This is a genomic window from Alteromonas confluentis (genome assembly GCF_001757105.1).
GTDB lineage: Bacteria > Pseudomonadota > Gammaproteobacteria > Enterobacterales > Alteromonadaceae > Alteromonas > Alteromonas confluentis.
Genome location: NZ_MDHN01000045.1, coordinates 29122 through 53421, shown reverse-complemented (window position 1 = coordinate 53421; position 24300 = coordinate 29122). Strand labels below are relative to the sequence as shown.

Sequence of the window (24300 nt, the reverse complement as noted above, 5' to 3'; positions counted from 1 at the left end):
GTTCTCCGTGTCCTATTTAAAAAGTAATTGGGTCAATACTTCAGTCCAGCCTTCGGGGCCATGTAGGGTACTGGTATATACATTTTCTTCTTTTTGTAATGGTGGTGGTGGATGGCTGGGAGAAGCGATTCTTACCGCTATATTCGCCGCCTCCAGCATCGCAATATCATTTTTGCCGTCACCCAGCGCTATGCTGGATACGTCTTCGTTACTTTGTCGACGGTACTCATCAACAAACCATTCCAAAGCTGCACCTTTATTGCAGTCGCCGGAAATGTGAATAAAGCGTCCGCCTTCGAGAGGGTAGGCGCCTCGCTCGGTTACCGATTTGATGAATGCTTCTTTGCGTTCATCAGAACCTTTCCATAAAACCGGTTCACCAAATTGACGCTGCGCTGCACGGGTGGCATCGGCGGCGTCGAGGCCGGTAGCTTCGCAAATATCTTCAATGGTCATTTCACTGAAATGGGTGAACTCATCCTGAAAATCCGGTTTCACTTTTTCAAGTAACTTCAGCCAGTACATTTTTGATGAAGTGAAGGATTTGCACCAAAACCCATCTTGCCAAACCGTACCTGCTGGCTTCTTCTTAAAAAAACCATGAGGAATATAGGCCGCAGCGCCATTTTCGACGATAAACGGTCCGTTCAGACTCAATGTTTGGCGTAGCGCCAATAATTCAACAAATGTCTTGCTGGTGGTTGGGATCACCGGAATGTTTGCGCCTTCCAGTTTTTTTAGCGTGGGTTCGGCGGCGGCAAAACTGTAAGTGTTGTGATCCAGCAGCGTGCCGTCCATATCAGTGAAAATTAGCGTTTTAGCGTTGCTCATTACTACTTCCTGATTACGTCTTTTATTATTCGGTTTTCGTCGAGTTCAAATACCTGATTACATTTATCTGGCAGTGTGGCAAATGCATGTTCGGTAAGTCGTTGATAGTGCTGTATGAAGCGTAGAATTTGTTCATCAGACATAATGCCAGCGTTGTGCTTCCCGGTTTTTGCGGCAAGTTTATGTTCTTGCTCGCATCGCCATTTATACACGTGTTCAAACGATGGACCTTTCAACATTACCCAATACTGCATAAATCGGTATAAGGATTCATATTCGTCAGTAATTTTATCGTTAACAAAATTGCGCCAGGTGCCGTCTGGGTCTTCCTCAGACTCGAGGATGTTAACCGGTTCGTTTAGTGCTTGTGGCGCTTGTGCATCTACGCCCCAGCACCAGCCTTCCATAAGCACGATATCTACGGGGGCTTGAATAACCGGCCACTGCGCCGATGGGAAAGGGTCGTTAATGGCTTTATTGAAACGGGGGAGGGCAACGTCTTCCGTTTCACCTAATGCGGTAAATGTTTGCAATGCGAGTGGCGTGTTGTGGGTGCCAGGTACGCCCCGGGTCTTAAGCAACGGGTGAACAGATTCAGCTAACTCAACGCGCGATTGTTTTGAAAGGTAGAAGTCGTCGAGAGACACCGTCACGGCGGTGAGGTTTTTAGAAGTAAAATAATGAACCAGAAAATCACATAAGGTGGATTTTCCTGAACCCTGACAGCCATTAACGCCAACAAAGAAAGGTTTGTTTGCACTCTTTTGGTGCTCTGCAATTTCCTCTGCGAGCGGCATGAACCACTTTAGTGCAGTGGTGCGATAGCTGTCCGGTAATTGGTGTTCGGTCAGAAAGCCCGTAATATCCATGTTACTACCTATGTGGCGTGCATCTCAGCACAATCTTATGAGAGTAGTAACTACAACAATTATGCCAACATAGGTCACCATGTTGGCGTAAAAGCTACTTTTTCGTGGCGACTAAAACGGCACGTTGTGGTGCAGGATAGCCTTCAATGGTCTTACTATTGTCTTCAGGGTCGAGGAAATCGACCAAAGACTGAGAGGTCATCCATTCGGTGGTTCGCTGCTCTTCCAGTGAGGTGGTATTGATATCGGCAACGCGGATATTTTCAAAACCGAGTCGCTCAAGCCATACGGTGAGCGCATTCACACTCGGTAAGAACCACACGTTACGCATTTGCGCATAGCGTTCACCGGCCAACAGCACCGCTTGCTCATCACCGTCTACCACCAACGTTTCGAGTACCAGTTCACCGCCTTTACGTAACTGATCTTTCAGTTGAGTAAGAAACAGCATTGGATCCTTTCTATGGTATAGCACACCCATTGAAAATACGGTATCAAAGGCTTTCACTGGCTGCATTTGTTCGATACCTAGCGGCAGGAAATGAATAGCTGAATTTTGACAGTAATGTTTAATCGCCTGAAATTGAATCAAAAACAATTGCGAGGGGTCGATACCATACACTCCTGACGCGCCTTGACCCAGCATCCGCCACATATGATAACCACTGCCACAACCCACATCGAGTACGTAGCGATTTTGTAATGGACTAATGTGCGGTAGCACGCGATCCCATTTCCAGTCTGAACGCCACTCAGTGTCGATATGAATACCGTGCAGATGGAAGGGGCCTTTTCGCCATGGCATGAATTGCTTTAGCAACCCTTCAATTTGCTTTTGTTGATAGTCTGTTACGCTGTTGGCATCGCCAATCGTTACCGAGTCGAGTAAGTCAACATTACCAGCAGGTACATCAGGTAACTTTTCCAGCAACTTACACCATTTATTGAACTCACCATGTAAATCGTTTTTCTGCCAGTGAGCAATTTGGGCAGGCAATGTCTCTAGCCAATGTGACAGCGGCGAGTGTAATACCTGTTCGTAACAATCTTTGAACCAGCGATCGGCAAGCTTATTCATTGCCAGACTCCTGGGGGGCTTTAATCGCCACCATGGAAGTAAAGTTAAAACACTTGAACCACATTACAACATCAGTAAAGCCTACGCCTTTGAGGCGGTCTTCGTGAACCTTAAAGGTGTCGGTAAGCATGACGTTTTCTAAAGCAGCTCGCTTTTGGCTCACTTCTAATTCGCTGTAACCATTATTGCGTTTAAATTGATGGTGCAAATCAATAAGCAGATGATTGCCGGCTTCACTCGGATGCTGAATTTTTTCTGAAAGCACCAAAATACCGCCGGGGTTGAGGCCTGCGAAAATAGTCGCAAGTAATCCTTCTCGTTCGGCAGGCGGAATAAACTGGAGCGTGAAGTTCATGATCACCATTGAGGCGTTTTCAATGGTAGTTTCCAGTGCTGATTCACAACGAATGGAAACCGGATTAGGCAAGTTAAAGCTGGAGACCACACGTTCGCATCGCTCAACCATGGCCTGGGAATTATCTATACCAATGATATTGCACTTAACGTGCTCGGTGCTTCTGGCCACAGATAAACTGGCAGCGCCTAATGAACAACCCAAATCATACACGTTGCTGTTATTCGTTACCCGTTCCCGGGCTAGTTCGCCAATAGTATGAAGAATGGTTTGATAGCCCGGTACCGAGCGCTGAATCATGTCGGGGAAAACATCGGCAACATGTTCATCGAAACGGAAGTCACTGACCTGGGTCATGTGATTCGCAAATATAGTGTCTGACTTTTGCACAGAAGCTGTCCGGATGGAAAAATTGAAAAAACAGGCGGCGATTTTAAAGGATTGGCAGAATTTTTTCACATAAAAGGAAAATTATTATGAATAATCAAGCCGTGTGCGCTAAATTGACTTTATATCCTTAGCCTAAAGTATTAGTCTATACAGATTAGCAAATTTCTATAAAAGATCGAGCACGCATTTATGACCCGTATTTTAGTCGCAGACGATCATCCACTGTTTAGAGAAGCACTTAGCGCCGCCCTTGAGCCGTACTTTAAAGATGCTGAAATTCTCGAAGCTGGCAGTCTTGAGGCAATGATGTCTGTACTGGCTGCAAACAGGCAGATTGATTTATTGTTGTTAGATTTGAACATGCCTGGTGGTGAATATTTCAACGGATTGATCACAGTAAAAGATGAATATCCAGATTTACCCGTTGCAGTCATCTCAGCCAACGAATCTATTGATGTGGTTGCACAGGTTATGGGGCTTGGGGCGGAAGGCTTTATTCCTAAATCCTCACCAACGAAAGAAATTGCATCTGCCATTGTCACTATTAAAAGCGGTGAGAATTGGGTGCCTGAAGAAATGAAAGAAGATTTGCAGAACGTAGATGAAGAGTTGACCATTCTCCTGAAGCGATTCCGCGAACTCACGCCAAAGCAAATTCAGGTGTTAAGTTTCTTACGCGCTGGCTTGATGAACAAACAAATCGCCCATGAAATGAATGTGACTGAAGCCACCATTAAGGCGCACATTAGTGCCATTCTACGTAAACTTGAGATTAACACCCGTACTCAAGCCGTACTGCTCATGGATAAACTGCAGTTTAGTTAACCTTTACTGTTGTACAAAAAAATGCCGCTTTCTATTAAAGCGGCATTTTTGTATCTGGAAAACGACATTACAATGTATTGATTTTCGCCACCAATTCTTCGTTGTCGAAGTCATCCACATTTATCGTGCGTAGTCGACCCGCTTCAGCGCGCTTCAGCAGCGCAGCTTCTTCTTCATCAATCCAGTCTGCAGCCAAGGCTTCATCCGCCAGAGCATCGAGGTTGGTAAAAGAGAGGCGGGCTTTTTTCTGCTTACTTATGCGTTCAAAAATAGGTTCCGCTTCGAGAATATCGTCAAGGGTTTGTTCGAGGTCGCCAAACAGGTTGCCTTCTTCTCGTGTTAAATATTGACCGTCGCCTAATCGACTGCGGGCTGTACCAGGTGTTTGTAGTACAGTGGCAATCTTGTGTTCCAGTTTGTCATCAGGTCGCTTACAAAGACGTCCGAAAGGCAATACCAGAAGCCGCATTGCCACAGACATGGGTTTACTGGGGAAGTTTGCGATAAAGTTATCGAGGGCTTCTTCAATATCAAACAATGTATTTTGCATCGCCCAATGCATCATTGGCGCATCTTCAAACAAGCGGCCGTCTTCGTCGAAACGCTTGAGCGTGGCACTGGCCAGATACAATCCACTGAGAATATCACCAAGACGGGCAGAGAGTCGCTCTCGACGTTTCAGATCGCCGCCGAGCATTCCCATGGAAATGTCGGTCAGAAAGGCAAGGTTAGCACTGTAGCCTTGTAACAACTGATAGTAGCGCGCGGTGTTATCGTTAAACGGGGCACGATGGAAAATACCGCCAGTTATGGAGAACCAGAAGCTACGTACCTTGTTAGCAATGGCAAAGCCGATGTGGCCAAATACGGCTTTATCAAAGGCGCGTAACTGCTCTCGTTTGTCCTCTAGGCCTGCGGCTTGGATTTCGGCCAGCACATAAGGGTGACAACGCATAGCACCCTGACCAAATATCATCATGTTGCGGGTAAGAATGTTGGCCCCTTCAACCGTAATGGAAATGGGCGCCCCCTGGTAACCACGACCAAGGTAGTTGTTCGGGCCGAGCATGATGCCTTTACCCCCGTGAACATCCATGGCGTCATTAATCACCTGGCGCATCTTTTCGGTTAAGTGATATTTGGCAATGGCTGAAATGACTGAGGGCTTTTCGCCTAAATCAACGCCAACAGTGGAAAAGCGTGTTACTGCATCCATGAGGTAAGCGTTACCACCAATCCTCGCCAGCATTTCTTCAACGCCTTCCATTTTCCCCACAGGAATACGGAATTGACGACGAATACGGGCATAAGCGCCGGTCGCTAGGGCGACAGACTTCGCGCCACCTGCACCGGTAGAGGGTAACGTGATGCAGCGTCCAACAGACAAGCATTCCATAAGCATTCGCCAACCTTTACCAGCCATTCGCGGACCACCGATTATAAAATCAAGCGGCACAAAGATGTCATTGCCTTTGACGGGACCATTCTGGAAAGGGGTATTCAATGGAAAGTGACGGCGCCCAATTTCAAGCCCTTTGGTATCTCGTGGGATCAAGGCGCAGGTGATACCTGAGGCATCATGCTCTAACAAACTATCAGGGTCTTCTAGTTTAAACGCCAAGCCTACCACGGTGGCAACCGGTGCCAGGGTAATGTAGCGTTTGTTAAATGTCAGGCGCATACCAAGCACTTCTTTGCCTTCCCATTCCCCTTTGCAAACGATGCCTACGTCTGGAATCGCACCGGCGTCGGAGCCGGCTTCCGGGCCTGTTAATGCGAAGCAGGGAATTTCATCACCATTTGCCAGCCGCGGCAGGTAATGATCTTGCTGCTCTGGTGTACCATAGTGCTGTAACAGTTCGCCGGGACCCAGTGAATTTGGTACGCCTACCGTGCTTGATAACACGGCTGAGCAGCCTGCTAACTTCTGAATTACTCTTGATTGGGCAAAAGCAGAAAATTCGAGGCCACCGTATTTCTTCTTAATGATCATGGCGAAGAATTTGTGCTCTTTCAGGTAGGCCCAGATCTCTGGCGACAAATCAGCATTCTGATGGTTAATTTGCCATTCGTTAACCATGTGACAGACCCGATCTACAGGCCCATCAAGGAACGCCCGCTCCTCTGGTGTTAGTCGCCCTTTAGGAATGGCATGAAGCTTGTCCCAATTGGGTTTACCAGAAAACAGTTCACCATCCCACCAGACAGTGCCGGCATCAATCGCTTCCTGCTCAGTGGCTGACATCTCAGGACTGACTTTTTTATAGAAAGCGAGTATGGGTTTAGTGATGTAAGGTCGACGAATATCCGGGATTGAAAGTGGTACGGCGACAATAAGAAAAACCAACCAACTGAAAAAACCAATACTACCGAATAAGGTACCGAGTACCATCACGCCGGCTAAAAGTGAAACAGTGTTAGACAACGTCATCCGTTTATATGCTGCGACACTGGCCGTCAGCAGGAAAACCAATAACCAGACGAGTTCACCCATATTAAGCTCCTTTACCGTATGAGAATGTAATGCTTTTAGAAAGCATTACTATGAGGTCAGACCAGACTAATGACCTTAAGCTAATCCCTCAACGAAAAAAGGTCAAGGAACGAGAGATGAATAATAAAAGAAGTCAGTCAATTAAAGGTGACGGTAGCTTTTTAGACGAATATCGCCCTGTTCGTCACCATCTTTGAATTGCTGCAAGCGGACAAGGTTATAATCCAACGAGGGGGCAAACCAAGCAAAGGTTTCCCGAGAACTGCTGTGGTCGCGAAGTAATTTAACTTTAATGGTCGCGAGTTTGCCGTAAGGTAAATCGAGGGTTTCATTGCCAGTGACTTTAATGTCGTAATTTTTGAGTTCGCCGCGATAGTTGACGAAGTCATAACTGACTTCAGTTTCACCGGCTGCCAATTTTCGGGCTAAGTCGATACGGTAGAGTTGGTTATCAGTTTCGCCATTCCAAGGCAGCGTTTCACCGCCTTTAATTTCAATTTGCTTTTCCGGATAACTGGCAAACTTTACTTCAAGCTCTTTATCGGGCCCGGTTCCAGTGCGCTTGTAGTAGTAAGAAAACGGGTGAATAAATTGCTCAGAGGCGAAGAAAACGGAGTGTTCGAAACGTTCGTCAGAGAGGAAAAACTTTGACACATCTGAATGATAGGTGAGGGCATACTGCTCATCTTTCAGATATTCAAGTTTGATAGAGACATTGCCTACATCGCCACCCCATTTATAAGCGGTGTACTCTGCTTCAAACGGTGGGATGACCGGACCATCGTCAGCAAATGCTGCTGATGATGTCATCAGCAGCATAAACAACGATACAGTGAAAGAAATACGATTATTCGCTGGCGTAGCCTTGTGGCGGAAGAATGTGATCATCAAGTACAGCCTTATTGTCCTTCATCGTCAGTCTACCGGCTACAAACCACTGTAATACGAGTGGGTAAATGCGGCGTTCCTGCTCTTGCACCCGTTCAGCCAAATCGCTAGCGGCGTCATCTTCAAACACCGGTACACGGCTTTGAATGATGACCGGACCACCATCGAGTTCCGGGGTAACAAAATGAACGCTGACACCGTGTTCGCTGTCGCCGTTATCTATAGCACGTTGATGGGTATTTAACCCTTTGAACTTTGGCAACAAAGATGGATGAATGTTCAATAGTTTACCGGAAAAATGTTCGACAAATTCTGCAGTCAGAATGCGCATAAATCCTGCCAGTACAACAGCATCAGGTTTTACACTATCAATCAGTGATTGCAGTTTTGCGTCAAATTCATCACGTACCGGGTAATCTTTGTGGTCGAGACAATGTGCAGGTATACCTGCTTTCTCAGCGCGCTCCAGGCCGAAAACGCCAGGGCGGTTTGAAATAACCGCCACAATTTCAGCATTTAACTGGCCACCTTCAACGGCATCTATCATTGCCTGAAGGTTAGAACCGTTTCCGGAAATCAGTACGCAAATGCGTGGCTTTGCTGCAGACATTAGTTGATCTCTACCTGCTCACCGTCATTACGTGGTTCAATGTGACCCAGCAACCAGGCTTTTTCGCCACCAGCGGTCAGGATCTCAATGGTTTCGTCTACGTCTTTCTCGTCAACTACGATAATCAGACCTACACCGCAGTTAAAGGTACGATACATTTCATGACGGGTAACATTGCCGTTTTCCTGCAGCCAGTCAAACACTACTGGCCATTCCCAGCTGTTTTCCTCGACAACCACTTTGGCATCGTCAGGCAAAACGCGCGGAATGTTTTCCCAGAAACCACCACCGGTAATATGTGAAATCGCTTCTACTTTTACTTTTTCAAGCAGTGCCAATACGGATTTTACGTAGATGCGGGTAGGGGCCAGAAGGTGATCAATTAACGGCTTGCCGTCGAGATCTGCATTGACGTCTGCGCCACTTACTTCAATAATTTTTCTGATTAACGAATAACCATTTGAGTGAGGACCAGATGAGCCTAACGCAATAATTTTCTGACCGGGTTTAACACCCGTGCCGTCGATAACGTTGTCGGCTTCCACCACGCCCACACAGAAACCCGCAATGTCGTAGTCGCCGTCGTGGTACATGCCAGGCATTTCAGCGGTTTCACCACCAATTAATGCGCAGCCTGCTTGCACACAACCTTCACCGATACCGGTAACCACGTCTGCAGCAACATCAACATCTAACTTACCTGTTGCATAGTAATCGAGGAAGAACAAGGGTTCAGCACCTTGTACAATCAGGTCATTAACGCACATGGCCACCAGGTCGATACCCACGCCGTCATGACGCTTGGCATCCATGGCTACACGTAATTTAGTGCCCACACCATCGGTACCAGAAACCAGTAACGGGCGCTTATATTTTGCCGGTAACTCGCACAGTGCGCCAAAGCCACCTAAACCGCCACGAACTTCTGGACGGCTAGTCCGTTTGGTAACGGATTTGATTCGTTCAACCAATTGATTTCCGGCATCGATATCTACGCCTGCATCTTTATAGCTAAGTGACTGTTTATTTTCGCTCACGAGTATGGCCCTGGTGCGGTGGTTTGAAAGACGCGGATTCTACCAGCAAGTTGCGGTAAGTCCAACAGCGACGGGTTACGAAATTGTTGTGGCAAAACCAGTTGCTGTCAAAGTTTTACATTTTAGTGGTGAAAAATTCTGTCAAATAACTCACAATACGATTTCTTTAGTTCATGAGCTTTCACTTTCCCGGAGCGACGCTAAATCTTCATGTTTTTTCAACGTATTATTCTTCGCTTTATTCCAGCCTGCGTATTGGTCTTTACCTCAGTGGCTAGTGTGAGTTGTATTGCCAGTACAACCGTATCCGTCAACGAAGCCAGTGTGGCAGTGGAAAATCAATCTTCCCGCACGCAGCGCGCTGCAACGAGAACCGCCCTTGAACAAGTGGTTGTGAAAATTACCGGTCAAAGGGATGCGCTGAAACAGGCATCGGTGAGAACTATGCTATCCGAGCCACAACGCTACTTGCGGGCCTATCGATTCGAAATGAATAACGGCGAACTGTTTTATGTGGGCGAATTTGATTCGCAAACCGTTACTCAGGAATTGCGTGAGGCTGGATTACCCATCTGGGGCCAGCGTCGCCCAGATACCCTTATATGGTTGGCAACCCAGGATGATAATTCAAATCGCGAGATTATCAGTGACGGTACTGCCAACGACATTACTGAAGCATTACGTGAAGTCGCCACGGAGCGCGGTGTGCCGGTGGTGTTCCCGTTAATGGACCTTGATGATAGCTTAAGTATTAGTGTTTACGATGTATGGGGGCGGTTTGCCGTTAGTCTCAAAGAAGCATCAGCGCGTTACCAGCCAGACTACATTGTAGGGGCACGTCTTTATAAAGTAGAAGAAAATGCCGTTCCTGATATCGAAGAAGCAAAAAAGACCCAGGAACAGGTCAGAAAACTCAAATATGACAGTTATCGCCCCGCTTTTTCCAATAACGGTTTACAAGACTTAAATACGTATTTGGTCGACGATTTGGTACAGGCGTCAAAAGCGCCAGCATTTTCCCGCAGCGAATTTGAGGAAATGGGGAATCAGAGTCAGGATGGCGCTTACGCATTGGATTGGGTAGTTATCGACAATACTGATATCAATTTTGGCAGCGTATACGCAGATGACCCGGCAGAACTGGCCGCGCTTTTTCTGGAAGATTACAGCGATTTTCTCGGCAAGCATTTTTCGGTAAACACCACTGAAGAGAACATTACCGAAGATCTGCTGACTATTTCGGTCGCCAATGTGGACTCATTAGAAAAGTATGTGCATGCACGAGAGTACATGGCGCAAATGAGTATCGTGAAAGCCGTTTCTTTGATTGAACAAGAAGGCTCTGTTGCCACATTTTCACTGACCTTACGGTCCCGGCCAGATGACTTTTACAAAGTCATCAAGCTCGACTCCAGACTAAAACCTGTTACAGATGCGGCAGGAAATAGATTGGAAGGGCAGAATTTCTACTGGAACGAATAAGTCCGCTATGCAGTTACCGCTTCCAGTCTCTCTGCCCGTAGATGAAACGTTCGGAAGTTATGTCGGCGGTGATAATCAGGACCTGGCAGATTTTCTTAGAGCTTTGAGTCAAAGCGGTAGTGAATGGCGCATTAACCCGGCTTTCAGTTCCCTTGATAATAATCCTCTCGCTGCGGTAGGCATCATTGGTGCGCATGGTAAAGGAAAAAGCCACTTGCTTTATGCGGTTTGTCATCAGCTTGCTGCACGTAACACATCGCATATCTATCTTAACCTCCGTGATCACAAAGAGTGGACGCCAATTATCTTCGATGGCTTAGAGCTATTACCTTATGTGTGTCTCGACAATATTGATGCCATTGCGGGTATTGCCGAATGGGAAGAGGCGTTATTCCACTTTATCAACCGGGTGGTCGATCATCACACATCGGTTTTATTGTGGGCTTCGGCCATGGGCCCGAATCATCCTGCCTTTCAATTACCTGATTTACGTTCGAGACTAAGCTGGGGTATAACGTATCAACTCCACGCACTGAGTGACGACAATCGCTTGGCCATTTTGAAACATCGTGCCGCACAACGTGGAATGGGCTTCTCAAAACAAGCGTTAATGTTCTTAATGAACCATTGTGAGCGTGATTTACCTACGCTGATGAATTTGCTGGCGAGATTAGATACCCGCTCTTTGCAGGAGCAGAAAAAGCTCTCGGTTGCGATGATAAAACGAGAGCTGGGAATAGAAAATTAAGAGTGGTTTTCGAAACGGTCTTTTTCTTCCTGCATCACATCTTTTAATTTCTTCAAACCCATTCCTAACTCGCGGCCTCGCATACGGGCAAAGGCACTGCAACCAATAAACATACCGGTGGCGAGTACCAGTTCGATTACCGCGTAGGCGAGCTCATCTGGTGCCGCGTAACCCGCAGTGAACCCATGAATGACATAGAATAGGACAATGAAGTTGGCCCAGGCATGGGTGTAGGGTTTGCCTGCAATTACACCGCGCAGCGGCAGCAATAAAGGCAGAATATATACAATGGCAATGAATGTTGTGCTGTATACCCGTTCATTAACCAGCGTGAACTGCCACAGTGTTACCCAAGCCAGCAGCATTAAGTGACAGCTTAACGCAAGGTAGCGAAATGTCCGGGTTTTCGATGACATAGGTGCCATGGCTAACTTCCTTTCAATTGATTCGCAAGTAGGGCTAGCCTTTTACCCTGTGCGAATGCCAGTTGTTTTTCATGTTCTGACAAGGCTTGTTGGTGATTGGTCGCTACATGTGTTGCGCCGTAGGGAGAGCCACCGGTTTCTGTGTCATGGAGAGCGGCTTCAGAGTACGGTAAACCACACAACACCATGCCGTGATGCAACAAAGGTAGCATCATGGTAAGCAGGGTGGTTTCCTGTCCACCGTGCATGCTGCCGGTGGAAGTAAAAACACAACCGGGCTTATTAATAAGTGTGCCTTTCAGCCATGCCTGACTGGTACTGTCGAGAAAGTGCTTTAACGGTGCAGCCATATTGCCAAAGCGGGTAGGGCTGCCCAGTGCCAACCCATCACAGTTGCTGAGATCTTGCTGACTCACAAAAGGCGCACCAGACTCGGGTACTGCAGGTTGGGTCGACAAATAATCAGGTATCGGCGGAACAGTGCGTAGCATGGCCTCGGCACCGGTGCTTTCTACGCCTTTCGCTATCTGGTTGGCGAGCAATTTAGTGCTACCGTTCCGGGAATAATACAGCACCAGAATTTTTGTCATTAGAGAATTTCCAGCACAGCTTCAGGGGGACGACCAATGCGGGCTTTATTACCATTGATCACTACTGGCCGTTCTAACAACTTAGGCGTATCTGCCATCGCAGAAAAAAGCTGGTCTGCTGTGATATCCGTTGCTTTGAGGCCCTGTTCTTTGAATTCAGCTTCTTTAGTGCGCATCATTTCAAGGGGAGAATTTACGCCCAGTTTTTCCGCCAACGCTTCAAGTTCAGTTTTGCTGAGGGGATTTTTGAGGTATTCAATGACCTCTGGCTCAATGCCATTCTCCTGTAATAAAGTCAGAGTTTGACGGCTTTTGGAACAGCGCGGATTGTGAAGGATCTGAATGGTAGACATTGGCATCACTTTGTTTGTGTTATAGTTTCGTTATCAGGAATTCTAGCAAGGATAGGTTGGATATTCACATGACCGAAAACAAAAATAGCGTAAAAAAAACGGTTTTTTTATTTGTGGTTGCCTTCCTTTGCCTGTTGGCGATGACGGCAGGTATTGTGGTTAATCATTCTATGCAGGCTGATGCTAAAACCCTAACGGGAGAGCCGATCCGTTGGCAAAGCGAAAATTGGAAAGTGGTGAATTTCTTTGCTCCCTGGTGTGCGCCTTGTTTACGCGAAATACCGGCCCTCAATAGGCTGTATCGTTCTCTTGAAAATGACGTACAGATTATTGGTGTGAGTTATGACGGGGGGAGTCAACAAGCACTGCAGCAATTGGTGAATGATTTAAACGTTGAATTCGACGTGTTAAATACTAGCGACGACTTTACGCTACCTATGGCTTTCCCTGGCTATTTACCTGCTACCTACCTCATATCGCCTTCGGGTGAGGTAGCCCAAACGCTTTACGGGGAGCAAACCGAAACGGCCCTGCGCGAGCGGCTAAATCACTTAAGGCAAGAAGTTGAGGGCGCGCACTCTGCAGACGAGCACTAAGCTACAAGCGCTCTAGCCGTTCTTGTTGTTCTCGTAGCTGTTTGATGCGGGCGCGTATCCGTTGCTTTGCAAGGTGTTTATCAGCAGTAAAATTGTAAGCAAACTGCAATTCATCAATGGCCGGCTTATAAGCGCCATTCAATACCATCAACTCAGCTTTGCTTTGATGCATACCTTGAAAGTCTTTCTCATTTTTATAAGCTTCTGTCAGCAATTGATACGCAATTTCGTAGTCTGGGTGTACCAGCAGGAAGTCTTTTAAAATAATAATGGCGTCATCATTGTCGCCGGCGGCAATCATCGCATTCGCCTGATTTAGTGCGAGTACTTGATTACGCGGCGTGCGTGCAAGATGAGGTTTTAACCTTGCCACGGCTTCATCGGCTTTGTGTTGTGCCAGCGAAATATCCGTTGCTGCATCAAGATAAAACAGGTTTTCCGGGTTAGCCGCCAGTAACGTATCGATAATTTCTTTCGCTTCTACCACCTTTTCATTTCGCAGGTAGGCGAGAGCAAGGCCGTATTCAGCGGCTTCTTTCATCACGTAGTCTTTTTTGCGCACTACGTCTTGATAGTAATCCAAGCTGTAGTTTTTATCGAACGTGTAACGAGACATGACGCGCGCTTTGGCTAAATGAAATGAGAGGCTTTCGCGTATGTGTACTCGAGGAAAGTCCCTTGCTCGGGCTCGCGCATCGGCAACCCGGGTTTCGGTGAGTGGGTGAGACATTAATCGTGCAGGCGGTCTGGATACCATGCGGTACTGCGCCGTTAAGGTTTGGAAAAATGTAGCAGCCGCTTCTGGATCAAAACCGGCGCGGGCTAACATTCCTATGCCAATACGGTCAGCTTCCTGCTCATTGGAACGGGTATAGTCGATAGACATCTGCGCTGACGTGGCTTGCCCAGCAGAAATTGCTGCCATGCCTGCTTGCGGGTCGGCCATGGCTAACAACACACCGCCAAGCATACTCGCAATGGCAATTGGCGCAGCCCGCTGTTGGGCTTGAATATGTCTGGCAAGGTGACGTTGGGTAACGTGTGAAATTTCGTGGGCCAAAACAGAAGCCAGTTCGCTTTCATTCTTCGCATTGTGAATGAGACCGGTATGTACACCGATATGACCGCCGTAAAAGGCAAAAGCGTTGATGGCGTCGTTATTCACCCAAAAGAATTCGAATGGAAATTTCGTGTTCTCGGCTTCAATAACCAGACGATTACCTAAATCCTGTAGATATTCATCAAGTACAGGATCGCCTATAACAGGGGCGCCGCCACGCATTTGTCGCATAACCGCATCACCAATCAGCATCTCTTTATCTAAAGAAAGAACGTCAGAGGCTACCACGCCAATCTCAGGCAGGGCATTACGATCATTGAATTTACTCTCCTGTGCAATAACTGAAAAACTCATTGCCAGAAGAAACAGACCTAACTTCATTCCGTTGCGCGCTAAATATCTCATCGAACCTTTTACTGTAGAGTACCACCAAAGCGTTAACACATAGAGTGGTGACCGGATAGATAAGTTTCAATTATCCATCGCAATATTTAACTATTGTGCCGTACAATACCGGTTAATGCTATAAGTCGGTATGTATAATATAGCGATAAATCCCGCACTTAGTGTGCAACATCAATGGTCTGCCCTTGCAGGCGACGGTTGATATCTCCTATGATGCGATTCCTTTTTGTTCCTGTTGAGCAGAATTTATGAGTTTATTCAGTGTATTCGGCCGCTGGTACCGCCGAAAATTCTCCGATCCTGATGCAGCAATGCTGCTCATCTTGATCCTATTATCTGCCACCGTTTTGGTTGTCTGGGGTGGCCTGATTATGCCTGTTTTGGTGGCGGCTGTGATTGCCTACCTGCTTGATTGGCCCGTTACACGGTTGGTAAATGTGGGGGTGGGGAGAACCCTGGCATGTAGTTTGGTAATGGTCGCCTTTGTGGCGATTACCATTTTGTTATTGGTTGGATTAGTGCCGACTATCAGTAAGCAAAGCGTGAATTTGATTCAGGAAACGCCGCTCATTTGGCAAAACGCGCAGGAGTGGATATTGCGTTTACCCGATCGCTACCCAGACTACGTTCAGGTGTATCAAATTCAACAAATGATGGAAGGGTTTAACGATCACATGGTGGAGTTCGGGCAGACAGTCCTGTCTGCATCGGTCAGTTCGCTGGGCAATGTGGCCGCACTCTTGGTATACATGATACTGGTACCGTTAATGGTATTTTTCATGCTCAAAGACAAAATGTTCTTTCTTGACAGTATCTCCAATCTGCTCCCAGCGGAGCGGCGTCTCATCACCCAGGTGGGACATGAAATGAACACACAGATTGCTAACTACATACGCGGTAAGGTAATCGAAATTGTTATTGTCGGCGCGGTGTCCTGCGTCACCTTTGCGTTAATGGATTTACGCTATTCAATTCTGCTAGGGGTTTTAGTCGGCTTGTCTGTACTGATCCCATACATTGGTGCTGCCGTGGTAACCATCCCTGTGGCCGTCGTTGCCTTATTTCAGTGGGGGCTAACCCCGGACTTTTATTACCTGATGATCGCTTACGGTATTATTCAGGCACTGGACGGTAACTTGTTAGTGCCGTTATTGTTCTCTGAAGCGGTGAGCCTGCATCCTCTTTACATTATTGTTGCGGTGCTTTTCTTTGGTGGTCTGTGGGGATTCTGGGGCGTGTTTTTCGCCATACCTCTGGCAACGCTAGTGAAAGCCGTTATTACTGCCTGGTCAGGCCCGGAAGTGATATTGCCGGAGCAATAAAAACATAAAAAAATCCCCCGAATTCGGGGGATTTTTGTGATGTGACTAGGGTTAAGTTAAGTTTAACCTTCGAGGTAATCCAACACGACCTGATGGTGATCTTTTGTCTTAAACTTATTGAAAACATGTTCAACCGTACCATGTTCATCAATGAGGAAGCTTAAACGGTGAATGCCATCATATTCCTTGCCCATAAACTTCTTCGGCCCCCATACGCCAAACGCATCTGCAACGGCGTGGTCTTCATCAGACAATAAGGTAAAGTTAAGGCCTTCTTTTTCAATAAATTTTGGCAAACGTTTAACCGCATCAGGGCTTATTCCTAATACCACCACGTTTTTATCATCCAGCGCGGTTTTGCTATCACGCAGATTTTGCGCTTGAACAGTACAACCGGGTGTCATCGCCTTAGGGTAAAAATAAACTAAGACTTTTTTTCCGGCAAAGTCAGTGAGGTTTACCGGGTTATTGTCTTGATCGGGTAAAGTAAATGCTGGCGCTTTATCGCCGGCCGCCAAGGTATTCATAACGCTCCTTAAATCTAGCGGATTAATCTTTCCTGGTAATACTGCCGGTGAGACCAATGGAAGAAAACAATTCGTCAGCTTCTTGTCTCAAAAGGGCAATATCAAGAGTATCTGGTGTGTTGACAATAAACTTACAGCGCATCATTTCCTGACCACTTTCCTTATTGGTGAATGTACGCTGTCTGAACGCGCTGATAGACACATTTCTTTCTGCAAAAAAGCGGGTAACAGACCGTAAAAGTCCGTGACTGTCTACACCACTGTATTCAACATCATAAAGGTGGTCGAGATTCTGTTTTTCATGATGACTTGTACGCTTCATCATCGAGAGCAAATCAAGACGTTGGCAAACCGGCGGAATAGCCAGTTCGGCGCGGGTAATAGCTTGATGCGACCCTTCAATTATCATCGTCAGTGAAAATTCTTTGCCATAAATAGCTTGCCGACTATCGAGGATATTACAGTGAGCATCGGAAACCGTATCGGCAATTTCACTGAGAATACCGCTGCGATCTGTACCAAGAATAGTGACAATGAGTTGATGATTCATGTGGTGGCTTATTATTCTGTTAACCATTTGAATGGTAACACATCCTAAAATTTCGATGCCAGTTTCTTGTCCGCAGTGGTAAAGAATCGTTGATGAACGCTTGCCCAGAAAACCATCAATATTATGGGTTTTACAATACGGCTTTCGTAAAATATTCAGTATTTAGGATAACGATGGCGATTTCCTGCTAAAAAGCCCGCGCGATAACTTGTTTTTACCCCTTTACCTCATTACCATGTGCGCTCACAAAATGTGGGAGATAATATGTTTAAAGGCAGTTACGTTGCGCTAATCACACCAATGACTCAGACTGGTGAGATAGATTATCCTGCGCTTGAGAAACTTGTAGAGTTTCATATCGAGCAGGGCACACATGGTATTGTTTCAGTGGGTACTACCGGTGAATCTGCGACGTTGCCATTTGAAGAACATATTGAAGTAGTCAAACAAACCGTTGCTGTTACTGCGGGTCGTATCCCGGTGATAGCAGGCAGTGGTGCAAACGCCACCGACGAAGCTATTTTCCTTAGTGAACAAATGGCGGGTCTGGGAATTGACGGTTTCCTCAGCGTTGTACCTTACTACAACAAACCACAGCAACGTGGCATGGTGGCGCACTTTAATGCGATTGCCGATGCGACTGACTTACCGGTACTGCTTTATAACGTACCTGGTCGTACCGTTGCCGATATGCTGCCTGAAACTGTTGCAGAACTGGCTTCTCACAAGAAAATTGTTGGTCTGAAAGATGCCACCGGCAATTTAGAGCGTCTTAAAGCTACTCAGGCGTTAGTACCCGATGACTTTGTGCTGTTAAGCGGCGACGATGGTACCAGTGCAGAATTTTTGTGTCAGGGCGGCCACGGTGTTATTTCGGTGACAGCCAACGTGGTACCTGGCGCCATTTCAAAAATGTGTGAAGCGGGTCTGGCAGGAAATGCAGAGGAATGTCGTGCAATTAATGCTAGTATTGCATCGCTTCATAACGGCATGTTTATCGAACCCAATCCTGTCATGCCAAAGTGGGCTTTATACAAAATGGGGCTAATAAATAGCGCCGAATTACGATTACCGATGGTTTTACCGGAACTTGCGAGCCAAAAAGCACTCGAAGAACTACTAAAAAAACACGCATTGATTTCTGGTTAAGAAGGATTTCCGATGAAAAACACACTGGCTTTGCTAAGTGGCCTGTCTGTATTGGCCCTGGCAGGTTGTTCAAGCCAACAAGATTATCAAACGGCTTCAGGCAGTTACGACTATCTTGACGTATCCCAACGCGCTTCTGTAAAAGTGCCTGAAGGGCTCGATTCACCTGAATTTAGTCAGCAGTATGAGTTACCTAATGTCGGTGACGGTGCAGACAACAATTTGATTGGACGTAGTCTCTCAGTGCAATCACCCGCACTGGTTTTGCCCCTCGTTGCTGGTTCACGAGTTGAAGAAGGCAGCGATTCAGCCGTTGTGGTTTTTGATCAGGTCGACGACAGCAAGCCGTTAGAAGATGCTATTTGGGACACCGTACTGAGCTTTTTAGAAGAAAAGCAAATAGGTGTCGAAAGCTTCGATAAAGCAGCAGGAAAACTGGTGACCGACTGGACGGTAGAGCGTATCGTTTCTGATGACTCCTGGTACGATTTTTCTGATGCTAAAACATCGGAAGTTTCTCGCCGATTTGTTTTCCAACTCGACGTAAAAGCGCATGGTCGCTCTGCAGCGTTAAGCGCTAGCTTAGATGACTACAAAATGAAGTCTTCGTCTGGTGATGCCGAAACACTTGCATCGATCAACGAAATGACAGAACGCCGTGAAGAGATTGGTATTCTTAATGAAGTGCTTGGTCACTACGAGTATCAGATTAAATTAGACGAAAGCAAACGTATTGCGCAAATCCGTAGTGGTTTGAACATCGAAATGGGCTTCGACGGCGATGGCGCGCCAGCCTATGTTGTTGATGCACAATACGATATTGCGTGGCCCAGAATGTTACTCGTTTTACGTAAGATGGGCTTCGACGTTAAAGATTTAGACAAATCAACTGGACTGCTGTTTGTTTCCTATAATGATGAAGACAGCGGTTGGTGGAGTGGACTATTTTCTGACGATAAAGATCTGCTTGAAAAGGGTGAGTATCGTTTGAAAGTTCAGGCCATTGGCGAAAACAAAACGAGCATTACTTTCATGAACGATGAGAGTGAACCGTTTGAACCTAATCAGGTTGCTGACTTATACGACCAATTTGCTCGTGTAATGACAGAAGATAACCTGGATATCTAAATTTCGAGATTGATGATGGAAAAGCGCGAAGAACTGTACCGCGGTAAAGCGAAAACGGTATATCTCACTGACGACAGTGAAAAACTGATCCTTGAGTTCAGAAATGACACATCGGCATTTGACGGTGAAAAGATTGAGCAACTCGACCGTAAGGGCGAGGTGAACAACAAGTTTAATCACTTCATCATGACCAAGCTGGAAGAAGCGGGTATCTCTACCCAGGTAGAAGCTCTGCTGTCTGACACCGACTCTTTGGTTAAGAAACTGGATATGATCCCGGTTGAATGTGTTGTAAGAAATGTTGCAGCGGGTTCACTGGTTCGCCGTCTGGGTGTTGAAGAAGGGTTAATGCTGAATGATAAGCCAATTTTTGAGTTCTTCCTCAAAAATGATGCGCTGCATGACCCTATGGTCAACGATTACCACATCACAGCCTTCGGTTGGGCCACTGAAGCGCAAATCGCTGAAATGAAGCGCTTAACATTCGCTGTGAACGATGTGCTTAAAGCATTGTTCGATGAAGGCGGTATGATTCTGGTCGACTACAAACTTGAGTTTGGCCTCGACGCCGATGGCAACATTATTCTCGGCGATGAATTCAGCCCGGATGGTTGTCGCTTATGGGATAAAGAAACCCGTAAGAAAATGGACAAAGACCGTTTCCGTCAAGGGTTAGGTTCAGTTGTTGAAACCTATATCGAAGTTGCTGAGCGTTTAGGCCTGACACTTTAATAAAAGCAATTTTGAAAAAAAGCACCTTCGGGTGCTTTTTTTATTTTTACAATTTTTTAGCAAACAGTGCCTTAGTAGCATTGTCATTATAATTTCTTCGTGGGAAGGTGAGTAAAATATCAGGGAGATTTACATGCCAGTATCCACATACCTGTTTGCCTGTCTTGCCATGATAGCGTTCGCCGCTAATTCTTTACTCTGTCGTATGGCGCTGGTCGAGACCGACATTGGTCCCGCAACATTCACATTTGTTAGGTTGCTCAGCGGTGCACTTATTCTCAGTCTATTTATCCAATTCAAAGGGCACAAGCCGGCAAGGCAGGGTAGCTGGGCAGGCGCTATTGCACTGTTTTGCTATGCAGCGGGTTTTTCATTCGCTTACCAACATGTAACAACGGGCACGGGAGCACTGCTGCTATTTGGTGCGGTACAAATTACCATGATTGGAATTGGCTTCTTCCGCGGTGAACGGTTTTCAATGGCGCAATCAGCAGGCTTTCTCATCGCGTTTTGCGGGCTGGTATATCTGGTATTGCCAGGTGTTACTGCGCCACCGCTCGTGTCTGCCTCACTTATGATCCTGGCGGGCGTGAGTTGGGGCGTTTATTCCATTTTGGGCAAGGGGGTTGCGGCGCCGCTTTTGATGACGTCAGGGAATTTCTTGCGTACGACACCTTTTGCAGTTGTCTTGTTCTTGGTGATGGCTGAACCTTTTTCCATGTCAGATCCAGGCATCATTTATGGCGTGCTTTCGGGCGCCATCGCCTCGGGGTTGGGCTATGCGCTGTGGTACTTTGTGTTGCCCGAGCTAAAAGCCACCAATGCAGCTACGTTACAACTCAGTGTACCGGTAATCGCCACTTTTATGGGATGGTTGTTCCTTAACGAAACAATCACAATACGCATCGTACTTGCCAGTTTGGCGATAATCGGTGGTATCGTGTTAGTCATTAAAAGCAAAAGAAGCGTAAATTGACATGCCTTGATTCACGCTTTCTGAGCAAGTGGGGTTACAAATTGTACATTTTCACCTGGCCGGGACTACCTTCATAGCCATACGCGGGATAATTAGTATCGCTAATAAAGTAAACGAAATAAGGGGCGGAATAGCCAGAAAGCGTTCCTGCGGAACTACTTTTCAAGTACGCGCACACTTCAGCACTGGAATCAGCATAGTAAACCGTATTCCAACCTGCTGTCATTGCTGAACCGAAATCATTCATTACGTTTACAGGCTGCGGATCAGCAAACACATTTGACCATAATTCAGCACAACCCGCGCTGTCGTTTGTCGAGCCTTTCGGCCAGCCATTATCAGAGAACGTCACAGACTGGCCATTGATCATAATGGGCGATGTGCGTCTGATCATATACTTCGCATTCATCAAGGTCAGGCCAGATTTGAAACCCGCCATCATTGAATTCGTTACAGCATCATTGGCATCGTCAGATAGGTCAATGAAGCGAGGCGCTGCAGTAACGGCAAGAACACCAAGAATAATAATAACAATAATGAGTTCTATGAGGGTAAAGCCCTGGGCATAACGATTTGTTTTCAACATGATAATTTCGTAATAATTCAGGAACTTTAATCGTAGATTAATGTTTTTCTGTGAGCAATCTGAAAACCGGTGTGACAGTTATGCAGACACGTTTACAGGTATCCGCACACATAATTAAGCAGGTTTATCAGTTAGATAAAAGAACTAGCTAAGCGCTAACCAGGCACCTACGCCAATCATTAAGCTGCCGGCAATTCTGTTCATCACACGCACATTACCGCTCTGCAGCAGTAACGTTCGTAGCGAACGGCCACCTGACGCATAAATTAATAAACAGCTAAATTCTAACGTGAGGATTATGGCGACTAACGTTATGAGTTGCTCGGCCAACGGTTGCTCCGATTTAAGAAACGGAGGCAATAATGCGACAAAAAATGCCCATCCCTTGGGGTTGGCGATGGCGGTGATAAATCCTTGAGAGATTAACGCTGTACGACTTGCGGGCTGGGTTTCTTCTGATGTAAGGGCCATTTTTCCGCGGGACAGCCACATTTGAATACCGGTATAAGCCAAATAGGCAGCACCAATGAGTTTGAGAACAGAAAATAAAGTAGGATAATTTAATAGTAATGCCGCTACGCCGATTGCAGAGAGCGTGGCGACTAAACCAACCCCAATTAATTCGCCGAGCATCATCCACAGTGCACGCTTAACACCAATACTCATTCCCAATGTCATGGCCATTGTCATACACATACCCGGTGTAACAGACACAAAGAAGAATGTTGGGATAAAAACGGACAAGACGGCCCAGGTCATAAACAGATTTCCTTAAATAACGGGCGTAGACGATGCCAGAATTTGACCATTCAGGCAAAAATATTTCTGATTAATTTCTGCTATCAATGTGTAATATTGAAAATCCAATGTGGTTAAAACAGTATTAAGGATTGATAATAATAAAACTGCTTTCTAAGCAAAGCGAAATGGCGGAAAATACCAACTGGAATTGTTTATCAGGTATTTTCGCCTGACTCTCATTTACAGGAAATCGCCATGCCTAAGGCAAGTGAAATAAAAAAGAATAATACGATTATTTTCGATGGAAAGACCTGTATTGTTCGTGACATAGAGCGTTCCGTGCCACAGGGCCGTGCCGGTGGCAGTATCTATCGTATGCGCATGTACGACGTAGTAAGTGGTGCCAAGTACGATGAGACCTTTAAGGACTCCGACATGCTGGAAATGGCCGATTTAGTTCGACGCCCAGCCATGTTTTCGTATATCGATGGCGAAGAATATGTGTTTATGGATAAGGAAGATTACACACCTTATCATCTGAATAAAGACAGCATCGCTGATGAAGCATTATTTATTAATGAAGAAACAGACGGTATTCAAGTATTGGTTGTGAGTGAAGTGCCAGTAGCGTTGGACTTACCAATGAGTGTGGAGTTGGAAGTAGTTGAAACCGATCCGTCAATCAAAGGTGCATCAGCGACTTCGCGTACCAAGCCGGCCAAACTTTCTACGGGTTTAGTCGTACAAGTCCCTGAGTACATCAGTACTGGTGAGTGGATCAAAATCAATACTGAAGAACGTAAGTTTCAGAGTCGGGCTGACAAGTAATCATTTTAACGAAACGTATTTTAACGGCAGGAGCCACGAGCGGTTTCTGTTTAATTTTAACGAGTAAAAGGAAATTCCTGTGAAAATAGTAAAACAGTTATCAACGATTGCCTGTATCGGTTTGTTTACCTGTGTACTGGGTGCTTGTAGTGAAGAGAAGCAAGAGCAAACTGAAGAATCAATGAGCAAAATGAAAGGTGCAGCCAGTGAAATGATGGATGACGCAAAAAATGCCGCGTCAGACTTAGCGGATAAAACTGAAGATTTTGCTGAAGATGCGGCGGATAAGGCAGAAGACTGGGCTGATGACGCAGGCAACGCCATTGAAGACAATTGCGAAAAAATGAAAGAGAAAATGGACTTAGAAGACAAGGATTGCTAATAATCTTTGCTGCCATTAATCAAAAAAGCCCGCATTGGTCAGCCAATTGCGGGCTTTTTTTCGATTAAAGTGGTACGTCAATTTTCAAATTGGTCAGAGGCTTGCAGCAACAGGGAAGAATTTCATCGTCATCGATGAAGGCGAGGGGATCGACAGTATAACTGACTTCACCACTAATTAGCTTTGTGCGGCAGGCACCACAAAATCCATCACGACAATTAAAGTGACATTCCACGCCAGCATGTTCTAAACATTCAAGCAGAGTCTTATCGGAAATGGCATCAACACACCCCACATCGACAACGTCGATGCGAAGTGTGGTGTCGGGTTTTCCCATTCGCGA

28 protein-coding genes are annotated in these 24300 nt (G+C 46.2%); 11 read left to right on the top strand and 17 right to left on the bottom strand.

From position 1 onward, the window contains the following. Window positions 1-12: 12 nt before the first annotated feature. The 4 genes from BFC18_RS21010 to cmoA form a co-directional block, all read right to left on the bottom strand. Window positions 13-831, bottom strand: a complete 819-nt coding sequence (locus tag BFC18_RS21010; protein WP_070127728.1) for an HAD-IIB family hydrolase — start codon at window positions 829-831, stop codon at window positions 13-15. A 2-nt stretch (window positions 832-833) separates the two neighbouring features. Next, window positions 834-1700 carry a kinase gene (locus tag BFC18_RS21005; protein WP_070127727.1) on the bottom strand — a complete coding sequence of 289 codons (867 nt, stop codon included), beginning with the start codon at window positions 1698-1700 and terminating at the stop codon, window positions 834-836. A 94-nt stretch (window positions 1701-1794) separates the two neighbouring features. Beyond that, window positions 1795-2778, bottom strand: a complete 984-nt coding sequence (cmoB, locus tag BFC18_RS21000) for a tRNA 5-methoxyuridine(34)/uridine 5-oxyacetic acid(34) synthase CmoB (RefSeq protein WP_070127726.1) — start codon at window positions 2776-2778, stop codon at window positions 1795-1797. Then, window positions 2771-3523, bottom strand: coding sequence for a carboxy-S-adenosyl-L-methionine synthase CmoA (gene cmoA / locus BFC18_RS20995; RefSeq protein ID WP_070127725.1), 753 nt, complete (start codon window positions 3521-3523; stop codon window positions 2771-2773). The genes cmoB and cmoA overlap by 8 nt, the downstream gene beginning before the upstream one ends. A gap of 189 nt (window positions 3524-3712) precedes the next feature. On the opposite strand from cmoA, the gene BFC18_RS20990 reads away from it, so the two are divergent. Then, entirely contained in the window at window positions 3713-4348 is a 636-nt protein-coding gene (locus tag BFC18_RS20990; protein WP_070127724.1) for a response regulator transcription factor, read from the top strand. Between the two features lie 67 nt (window positions 4349-4415). Here the strand turns inward: BFC18_RS20990 and fadE are convergent, their stop codons facing one another. The 4 genes from fadE to purM form a co-directional block, all read right to left on the bottom strand. Beyond that, window positions 4416-6842, bottom strand: coding sequence for an acyl-CoA dehydrogenase FadE (fadE, locus tag BFC18_RS20985; RefSeq protein WP_070127723.1), 2427 nt, complete (start codon window positions 6840-6842; stop codon window positions 4416-4418). 141 nt (window positions 6843-6983) lie between these two features. Beyond that, complete coding sequence (locus BFC18_RS20980) at window positions 6984-7730, bottom strand: DUF3108 domain-containing protein (protein ID WP_070127722.1); 747 nt, start codon at window positions 7728-7730, stop codon at window positions 6984-6986. Next, on the bottom strand, window positions 7690-8340 hold the full coding sequence (purN, locus tag BFC18_RS20975) for a phosphoribosylglycinamide formyltransferase (RefSeq protein WP_070127721.1): 651 nt from the start codon (window positions 8338-8340) through the stop codon (window positions 7690-7692). Before purN ends, BFC18_RS20980 begins: the two co-directional genes overlap by 41 nt. After that, window positions 8340-9377, bottom strand: a complete 1038-nt coding sequence (gene purM / locus BFC18_RS20970; RefSeq protein ID WP_070127720.1) for a phosphoribosylformylglycinamidine cyclo-ligase — start codon at window positions 9375-9377, stop codon at window positions 8340-8342. The genes purN and purM overlap by 1 nt, the downstream gene beginning before the upstream one ends. A 210-nt stretch (window positions 9378-9587) precedes the next feature. Here purM and BFC18_RS20965 point away from each other — a divergent pair, with 210 nt between their 5' ends. Both BFC18_RS20965 and hda read left to right on the top strand, forming a co-directional pair. Beyond that, a complete protein-coding gene (locus BFC18_RS20965) occupies window positions 9588-10859 on the top strand; it encodes a DUF2066 domain-containing protein (RefSeq protein WP_070127719.1) in 1272 nt (423 codons plus the stop codon). A gap of 7 nt (window positions 10860-10866) precedes the next feature. Next, entirely contained in the window at window positions 10867-11607 is a 741-nt protein-coding gene (hda, locus tag BFC18_RS20960) for a DnaA regulatory inactivator Hda (RefSeq protein WP_070127718.1), read from the top strand. Here hda and BFC18_RS20955 read toward each other — a convergent pair. The 3 genes from BFC18_RS20955 to arsC are packed head-to-tail and all read right to left on the bottom strand — an operon-like array spanning window position 11604 to window position 12975. Further along, complete coding sequence (locus BFC18_RS20955) at window positions 11604-12023, bottom strand: DUF2069 domain-containing protein (protein ID WP_070127785.1); 420 nt, start codon at window positions 12021-12023, stop codon at window positions 11604-11606. The two genes, hda and BFC18_RS20955, sit on opposite strands and share 4 nt — an antisense overlap. Before the next feature lie 11 nt (window positions 12024-12034). Further along, window positions 12035-12622 carry an NAD(P)H:quinone oxidoreductase gene (gene wrbA, locus BFC18_RS20950; protein WP_070127717.1) on the bottom strand — a complete coding sequence of 196 codons (588 nt, stop codon included), beginning with the start codon at window positions 12620-12622 and terminating at the stop codon, window positions 12035-12037. Then, window positions 12622-12975: an arsenate reductase (glutaredoxin) gene (gene arsC, locus BFC18_RS20945; protein ID WP_070127716.1), complete on the bottom strand. Its 354-nt coding sequence runs from the start codon at window positions 12973-12975 to the stop codon at window positions 12622-12624. The genes wrbA and arsC overlap by 1 nt, the downstream gene beginning before the upstream one ends. A gap of 68 nt (window positions 12976-13043) precedes the next feature. Between arsC and BFC18_RS20940 the strand changes: the two genes are divergently transcribed. Next, entirely contained in the window at window positions 13044-13571 is a 528-nt protein-coding gene (locus BFC18_RS20940; protein ID WP_070127715.1) for a TlpA disulfide reductase family protein, read from the top strand. Between the two features lies 1 nt (window position 13572). Here BFC18_RS20940 and bepA read toward each other — a convergent pair whose 3' ends face one another. After that, window positions 13573-15036, bottom strand: a complete 1464-nt coding sequence (bepA, locus tag BFC18_RS20935; RefSeq protein ID WP_070127714.1) for a beta-barrel assembly-enhancing protease — start codon at window positions 15034-15036, stop codon at window positions 13573-13575. 248 nt (window positions 15037-15284) lie between these two features. On the opposite strand from bepA, the gene BFC18_RS20930 reads away from it, so the two are divergent. Further along, complete coding sequence (locus BFC18_RS20930) at window positions 15285-16358, top strand: AI-2E family transporter (protein ID WP_070127713.1); 1074 nt, start codon at window positions 15285-15287, stop codon at window positions 16356-16358. A 62-nt stretch (window positions 16359-16420) separates the two neighbouring features. On the opposite strand, the gene bcp is transcribed toward BFC18_RS20930, so the two are convergent. Continuing rightward, complete coding sequence (gene bcp, locus BFC18_RS20925) at window positions 16421-16885, bottom strand: thioredoxin-dependent thiol peroxidase (RefSeq protein ID WP_070127712.1); 465 nt, start codon at window positions 16883-16885, stop codon at window positions 16421-16423. A gap of 22 nt (window positions 16886-16907) precedes the next feature. After that, window positions 16908-17435: a glycine cleavage system transcriptional repressor gene (locus BFC18_RS20920; RefSeq protein ID WP_070127711.1), complete on the bottom strand. Its 528-nt coding sequence runs from the start codon at window positions 17433-17435 to the stop codon at window positions 16908-16910. A gap of 264 nt (window positions 17436-17699) precedes the next feature. Here BFC18_RS20920 and dapA point away from each other — a divergent pair, with 264 nt between their 5' ends. The 4 genes from dapA (at window position 17700) to BFC18_RS20900 (ending at window position 21420) form a co-directional block, all read left to right on the top strand. Then, window positions 17700-18584, top strand: coding sequence for a 4-hydroxy-tetrahydrodipicolinate synthase (gene dapA, locus BFC18_RS20915; RefSeq protein ID WP_070127710.1), 885 nt, complete (start codon window positions 17700-17702; stop codon window positions 18582-18584). A 12-nt stretch (window positions 18585-18596) separates the two neighbouring features. Beyond that, window positions 18597-19712 (top strand): outer membrane protein assembly factor BamC, encoded by a 1116-nt coding sequence (bamC, locus tag BFC18_RS20910; protein ID WP_070127709.1) that lies wholly within the window; start codon window positions 18597-18599, stop codon window positions 19710-19712. Between the two features lie 15 nt (window positions 19713-19727). Then, window positions 19728-20444, top strand: a complete 717-nt coding sequence (gene purC, locus BFC18_RS20905; RefSeq protein ID WP_070127784.1) for a phosphoribosylaminoimidazolesuccinocarboxamide synthase — start codon at window positions 19728-19730, stop codon at window positions 20442-20444. A 133-nt stretch (window positions 20445-20577) separates the two neighbouring features. Continuing rightward, complete coding sequence (locus BFC18_RS20900; protein ID WP_070127708.1) at window positions 20578-21420, top strand: DMT family transporter; 843 nt, start codon at window positions 20578-20580, stop codon at window positions 21418-21420. Between the two features lie 34 nt (window positions 21421-21454). On the opposite strand, the gene BFC18_RS22065 is transcribed toward BFC18_RS20900, so the two are convergent. Further along, window positions 21455-22006, bottom strand: coding sequence for a prepilin-type N-terminal cleavage/methylation domain-containing protein (locus tag BFC18_RS22065; RefSeq protein ID WP_083273230.1), 552 nt, complete (start codon window positions 22004-22006; stop codon window positions 21455-21457). A 144-nt stretch (window positions 22007-22150) separates the two neighbouring features. Beyond that, window positions 22151-22765 carry a LysE family translocator gene (locus BFC18_RS20890; RefSeq protein WP_070127706.1) on the bottom strand — a complete coding sequence of 205 codons (615 nt, stop codon included), beginning with the start codon at window positions 22763-22765 and terminating at the stop codon, window positions 22151-22153. Between the two features lie 237 nt (window positions 22766-23002). On the opposite strand from BFC18_RS20890, the gene efpL reads away from it, so the two are divergent. Then, window positions 23003-23575 carry an elongation factor P-like protein EfpL gene (gene efpL, locus BFC18_RS20885; RefSeq protein WP_070127705.1) on the top strand — a complete coding sequence of 191 codons (573 nt, stop codon included), beginning with the start codon at window positions 23003-23005 and terminating at the stop codon, window positions 23573-23575. A gap of 79 nt (window positions 23576-23654) precedes the next feature. Beyond that, on the top strand, window positions 23655-23957 hold the full coding sequence (locus BFC18_RS20880; protein WP_070127704.1) for a hypothetical protein: 303 nt from the start codon (window positions 23655-23657) through the stop codon (window positions 23955-23957). Window positions 23958-24021: 64 nt separating this feature from the next. Here BFC18_RS20880 and yfaE read toward each other — a convergent pair whose 3' ends face one another. Next, window positions 24022-24294 (bottom strand): class I ribonucleotide reductase maintenance protein YfaE, encoded by a 273-nt coding sequence (gene yfaE / locus BFC18_RS21550; RefSeq protein WP_083273229.1) that lies wholly within the window; start codon window positions 24292-24294, stop codon window positions 24022-24024. Between the last annotated feature and the right edge of the window lie 6 nt (window positions 24295-24300).

Bases quoted from the DNA above. Each gene is read 5' to 3' on its own strand.
- fadE (WP_070127723.1), bottom strand. From the start codon at position 6,842: ATGGGTGAACTCGTCTGGTTATTGGTTTTCCTGCTGACGGCCAGTGTC.
- bamC (WP_070127709.1), top strand. From the start codon at position 18,597: ATGAAAAACACACTGGCTTTGCTAAGTGGCCTGTCTGTATTGGCCCTG.
- BFC18_RS20980 (WP_070127722.1), bottom strand. From the start codon at position 7,730: ATGATCACATTCTTCCGCCACAAGGCTACGCCAGCGAATAATCGTATT.
- BFC18_RS20890 (WP_070127706.1), bottom strand. From the start codon at position 22,765: ATGACCTGGGCCGTCTTGTCCGTTTTTATCCCAACATTCTTCTTTGTG.
- BFC18_RS20955 (WP_070127785.1), bottom strand. From the start codon at position 12,023: ATGTCATCGAAAACCCGGACATTTCGCTACCTTGCGTTAAGCTGTCAC.
- efpL (WP_070127705.1), top strand. From the start codon at position 23,003: ATGCCTAAGGCAAGTGAAATAAAAAAGAATAATACGATTATTTTCGAT.
- bcp (WP_070127712.1), bottom strand. From the start codon at position 16,885: ATGAATACCTTGGCGGCCGGCGATAAAGCGCCAGCATTTACTTTACCC.
- BFC18_RS21005 (WP_070127727.1), bottom strand. From the start codon at position 1,700: ATGGATATTACGGGCTTTCTGACCGAACACCAATTACCGGACAGCTAT.
- BFC18_RS22065 (WP_083273230.1), bottom strand. From the start codon at position 22,006: ATGTTGAAAACAAATCGTTATGCCCAGGGCTTTACCCTCATAGAACTC.
- BFC18_RS21010 (WP_070127728.1), bottom strand. From the start codon at position 831: ATGAGCAACGCTAAAACGCTAATTTTCACTGATATGGACGGCACGCTG.
- dapA (WP_070127710.1), top strand. From the start codon at position 17,700: ATGTTTAAAGGCAGTTACGTTGCGCTAATCACACCAATGACTCAGACT.
- BFC18_RS20965 (WP_070127719.1), top strand. From the start codon at position 9,588: ATGTTTTTTCAACGTATTATTCTTCGCTTTATTCCAGCCTGCGTATTG.
- BFC18_RS20990 (WP_070127724.1), top strand. From the start codon at position 3,713: ATGACCCGTATTTTAGTCGCAGACGATCATCCACTGTTTAGAGAAGCA.
- BFC18_RS20940 (WP_070127715.1), top strand. From the start codon at position 13,044: ATGACCGAAAACAAAAATAGCGTAAAAAAAACGGTTTTTTTATTTGTG.
- BFC18_RS20930 (WP_070127713.1), top strand. From the start codon at position 15,285: ATGAGTTTATTCAGTGTATTCGGCCGCTGGTACCGCCGAAAATTCTCC.
- yfaE (WP_083273229.1), bottom strand. From the start codon at position 24,294: ATGGGAAAACCCGACACCACACTTCGCATCGACGTTGTCGATGTGGGG.
- purN (WP_070127721.1), bottom strand. From the start codon at position 8,340: ATGTCTGCAGCAAAGCCACGCATTTGCGTACTGATTTCCGGAAACGGT.
- cmoB (WP_070127726.1), bottom strand. From the start codon at position 2,778: ATGAATAAGCTTGCCGATCGCTGGTTCAAAGATTGTTACGAACAGGTA.
- BFC18_RS20900 (WP_070127708.1), top strand. From the start codon at position 20,578: ATGCCAGTATCCACATACCTGTTTGCCTGTCTTGCCATGATAGCGTTC.
- BFC18_RS20920 (WP_070127711.1), bottom strand. From the start codon at position 17,435: ATGAATCATCAACTCATTGTCACTATTCTTGGTACAGATCGCAGCGGT.
- bepA (WP_070127714.1), bottom strand. From the start codon at position 15,036: ATGAGATATTTAGCGCGCAACGGAATGAAGTTAGGTCTGTTTCTTCTG.
- wrbA (WP_070127717.1), bottom strand. From the start codon at position 12,622: ATGACAAAAATTCTGGTGCTGTATTATTCCCGGAACGGTAGCACTAAA.
- hda (WP_070127718.1), top strand. From the start codon at position 10,867: ATGCAGTTACCGCTTCCAGTCTCTCTGCCCGTAGATGAAACGTTCGGA.
- purC (WP_070127784.1), top strand. From the start codon at position 19,728: ATGGAAAAGCGCGAAGAACTGTACCGCGGTAAAGCGAAAACGGTATAT.
- arsC (WP_070127716.1), bottom strand. From the start codon at position 12,975: ATGTCTACCATTCAGATCCTTCACAATCCGCGCTGTTCCAAAAGCCGT.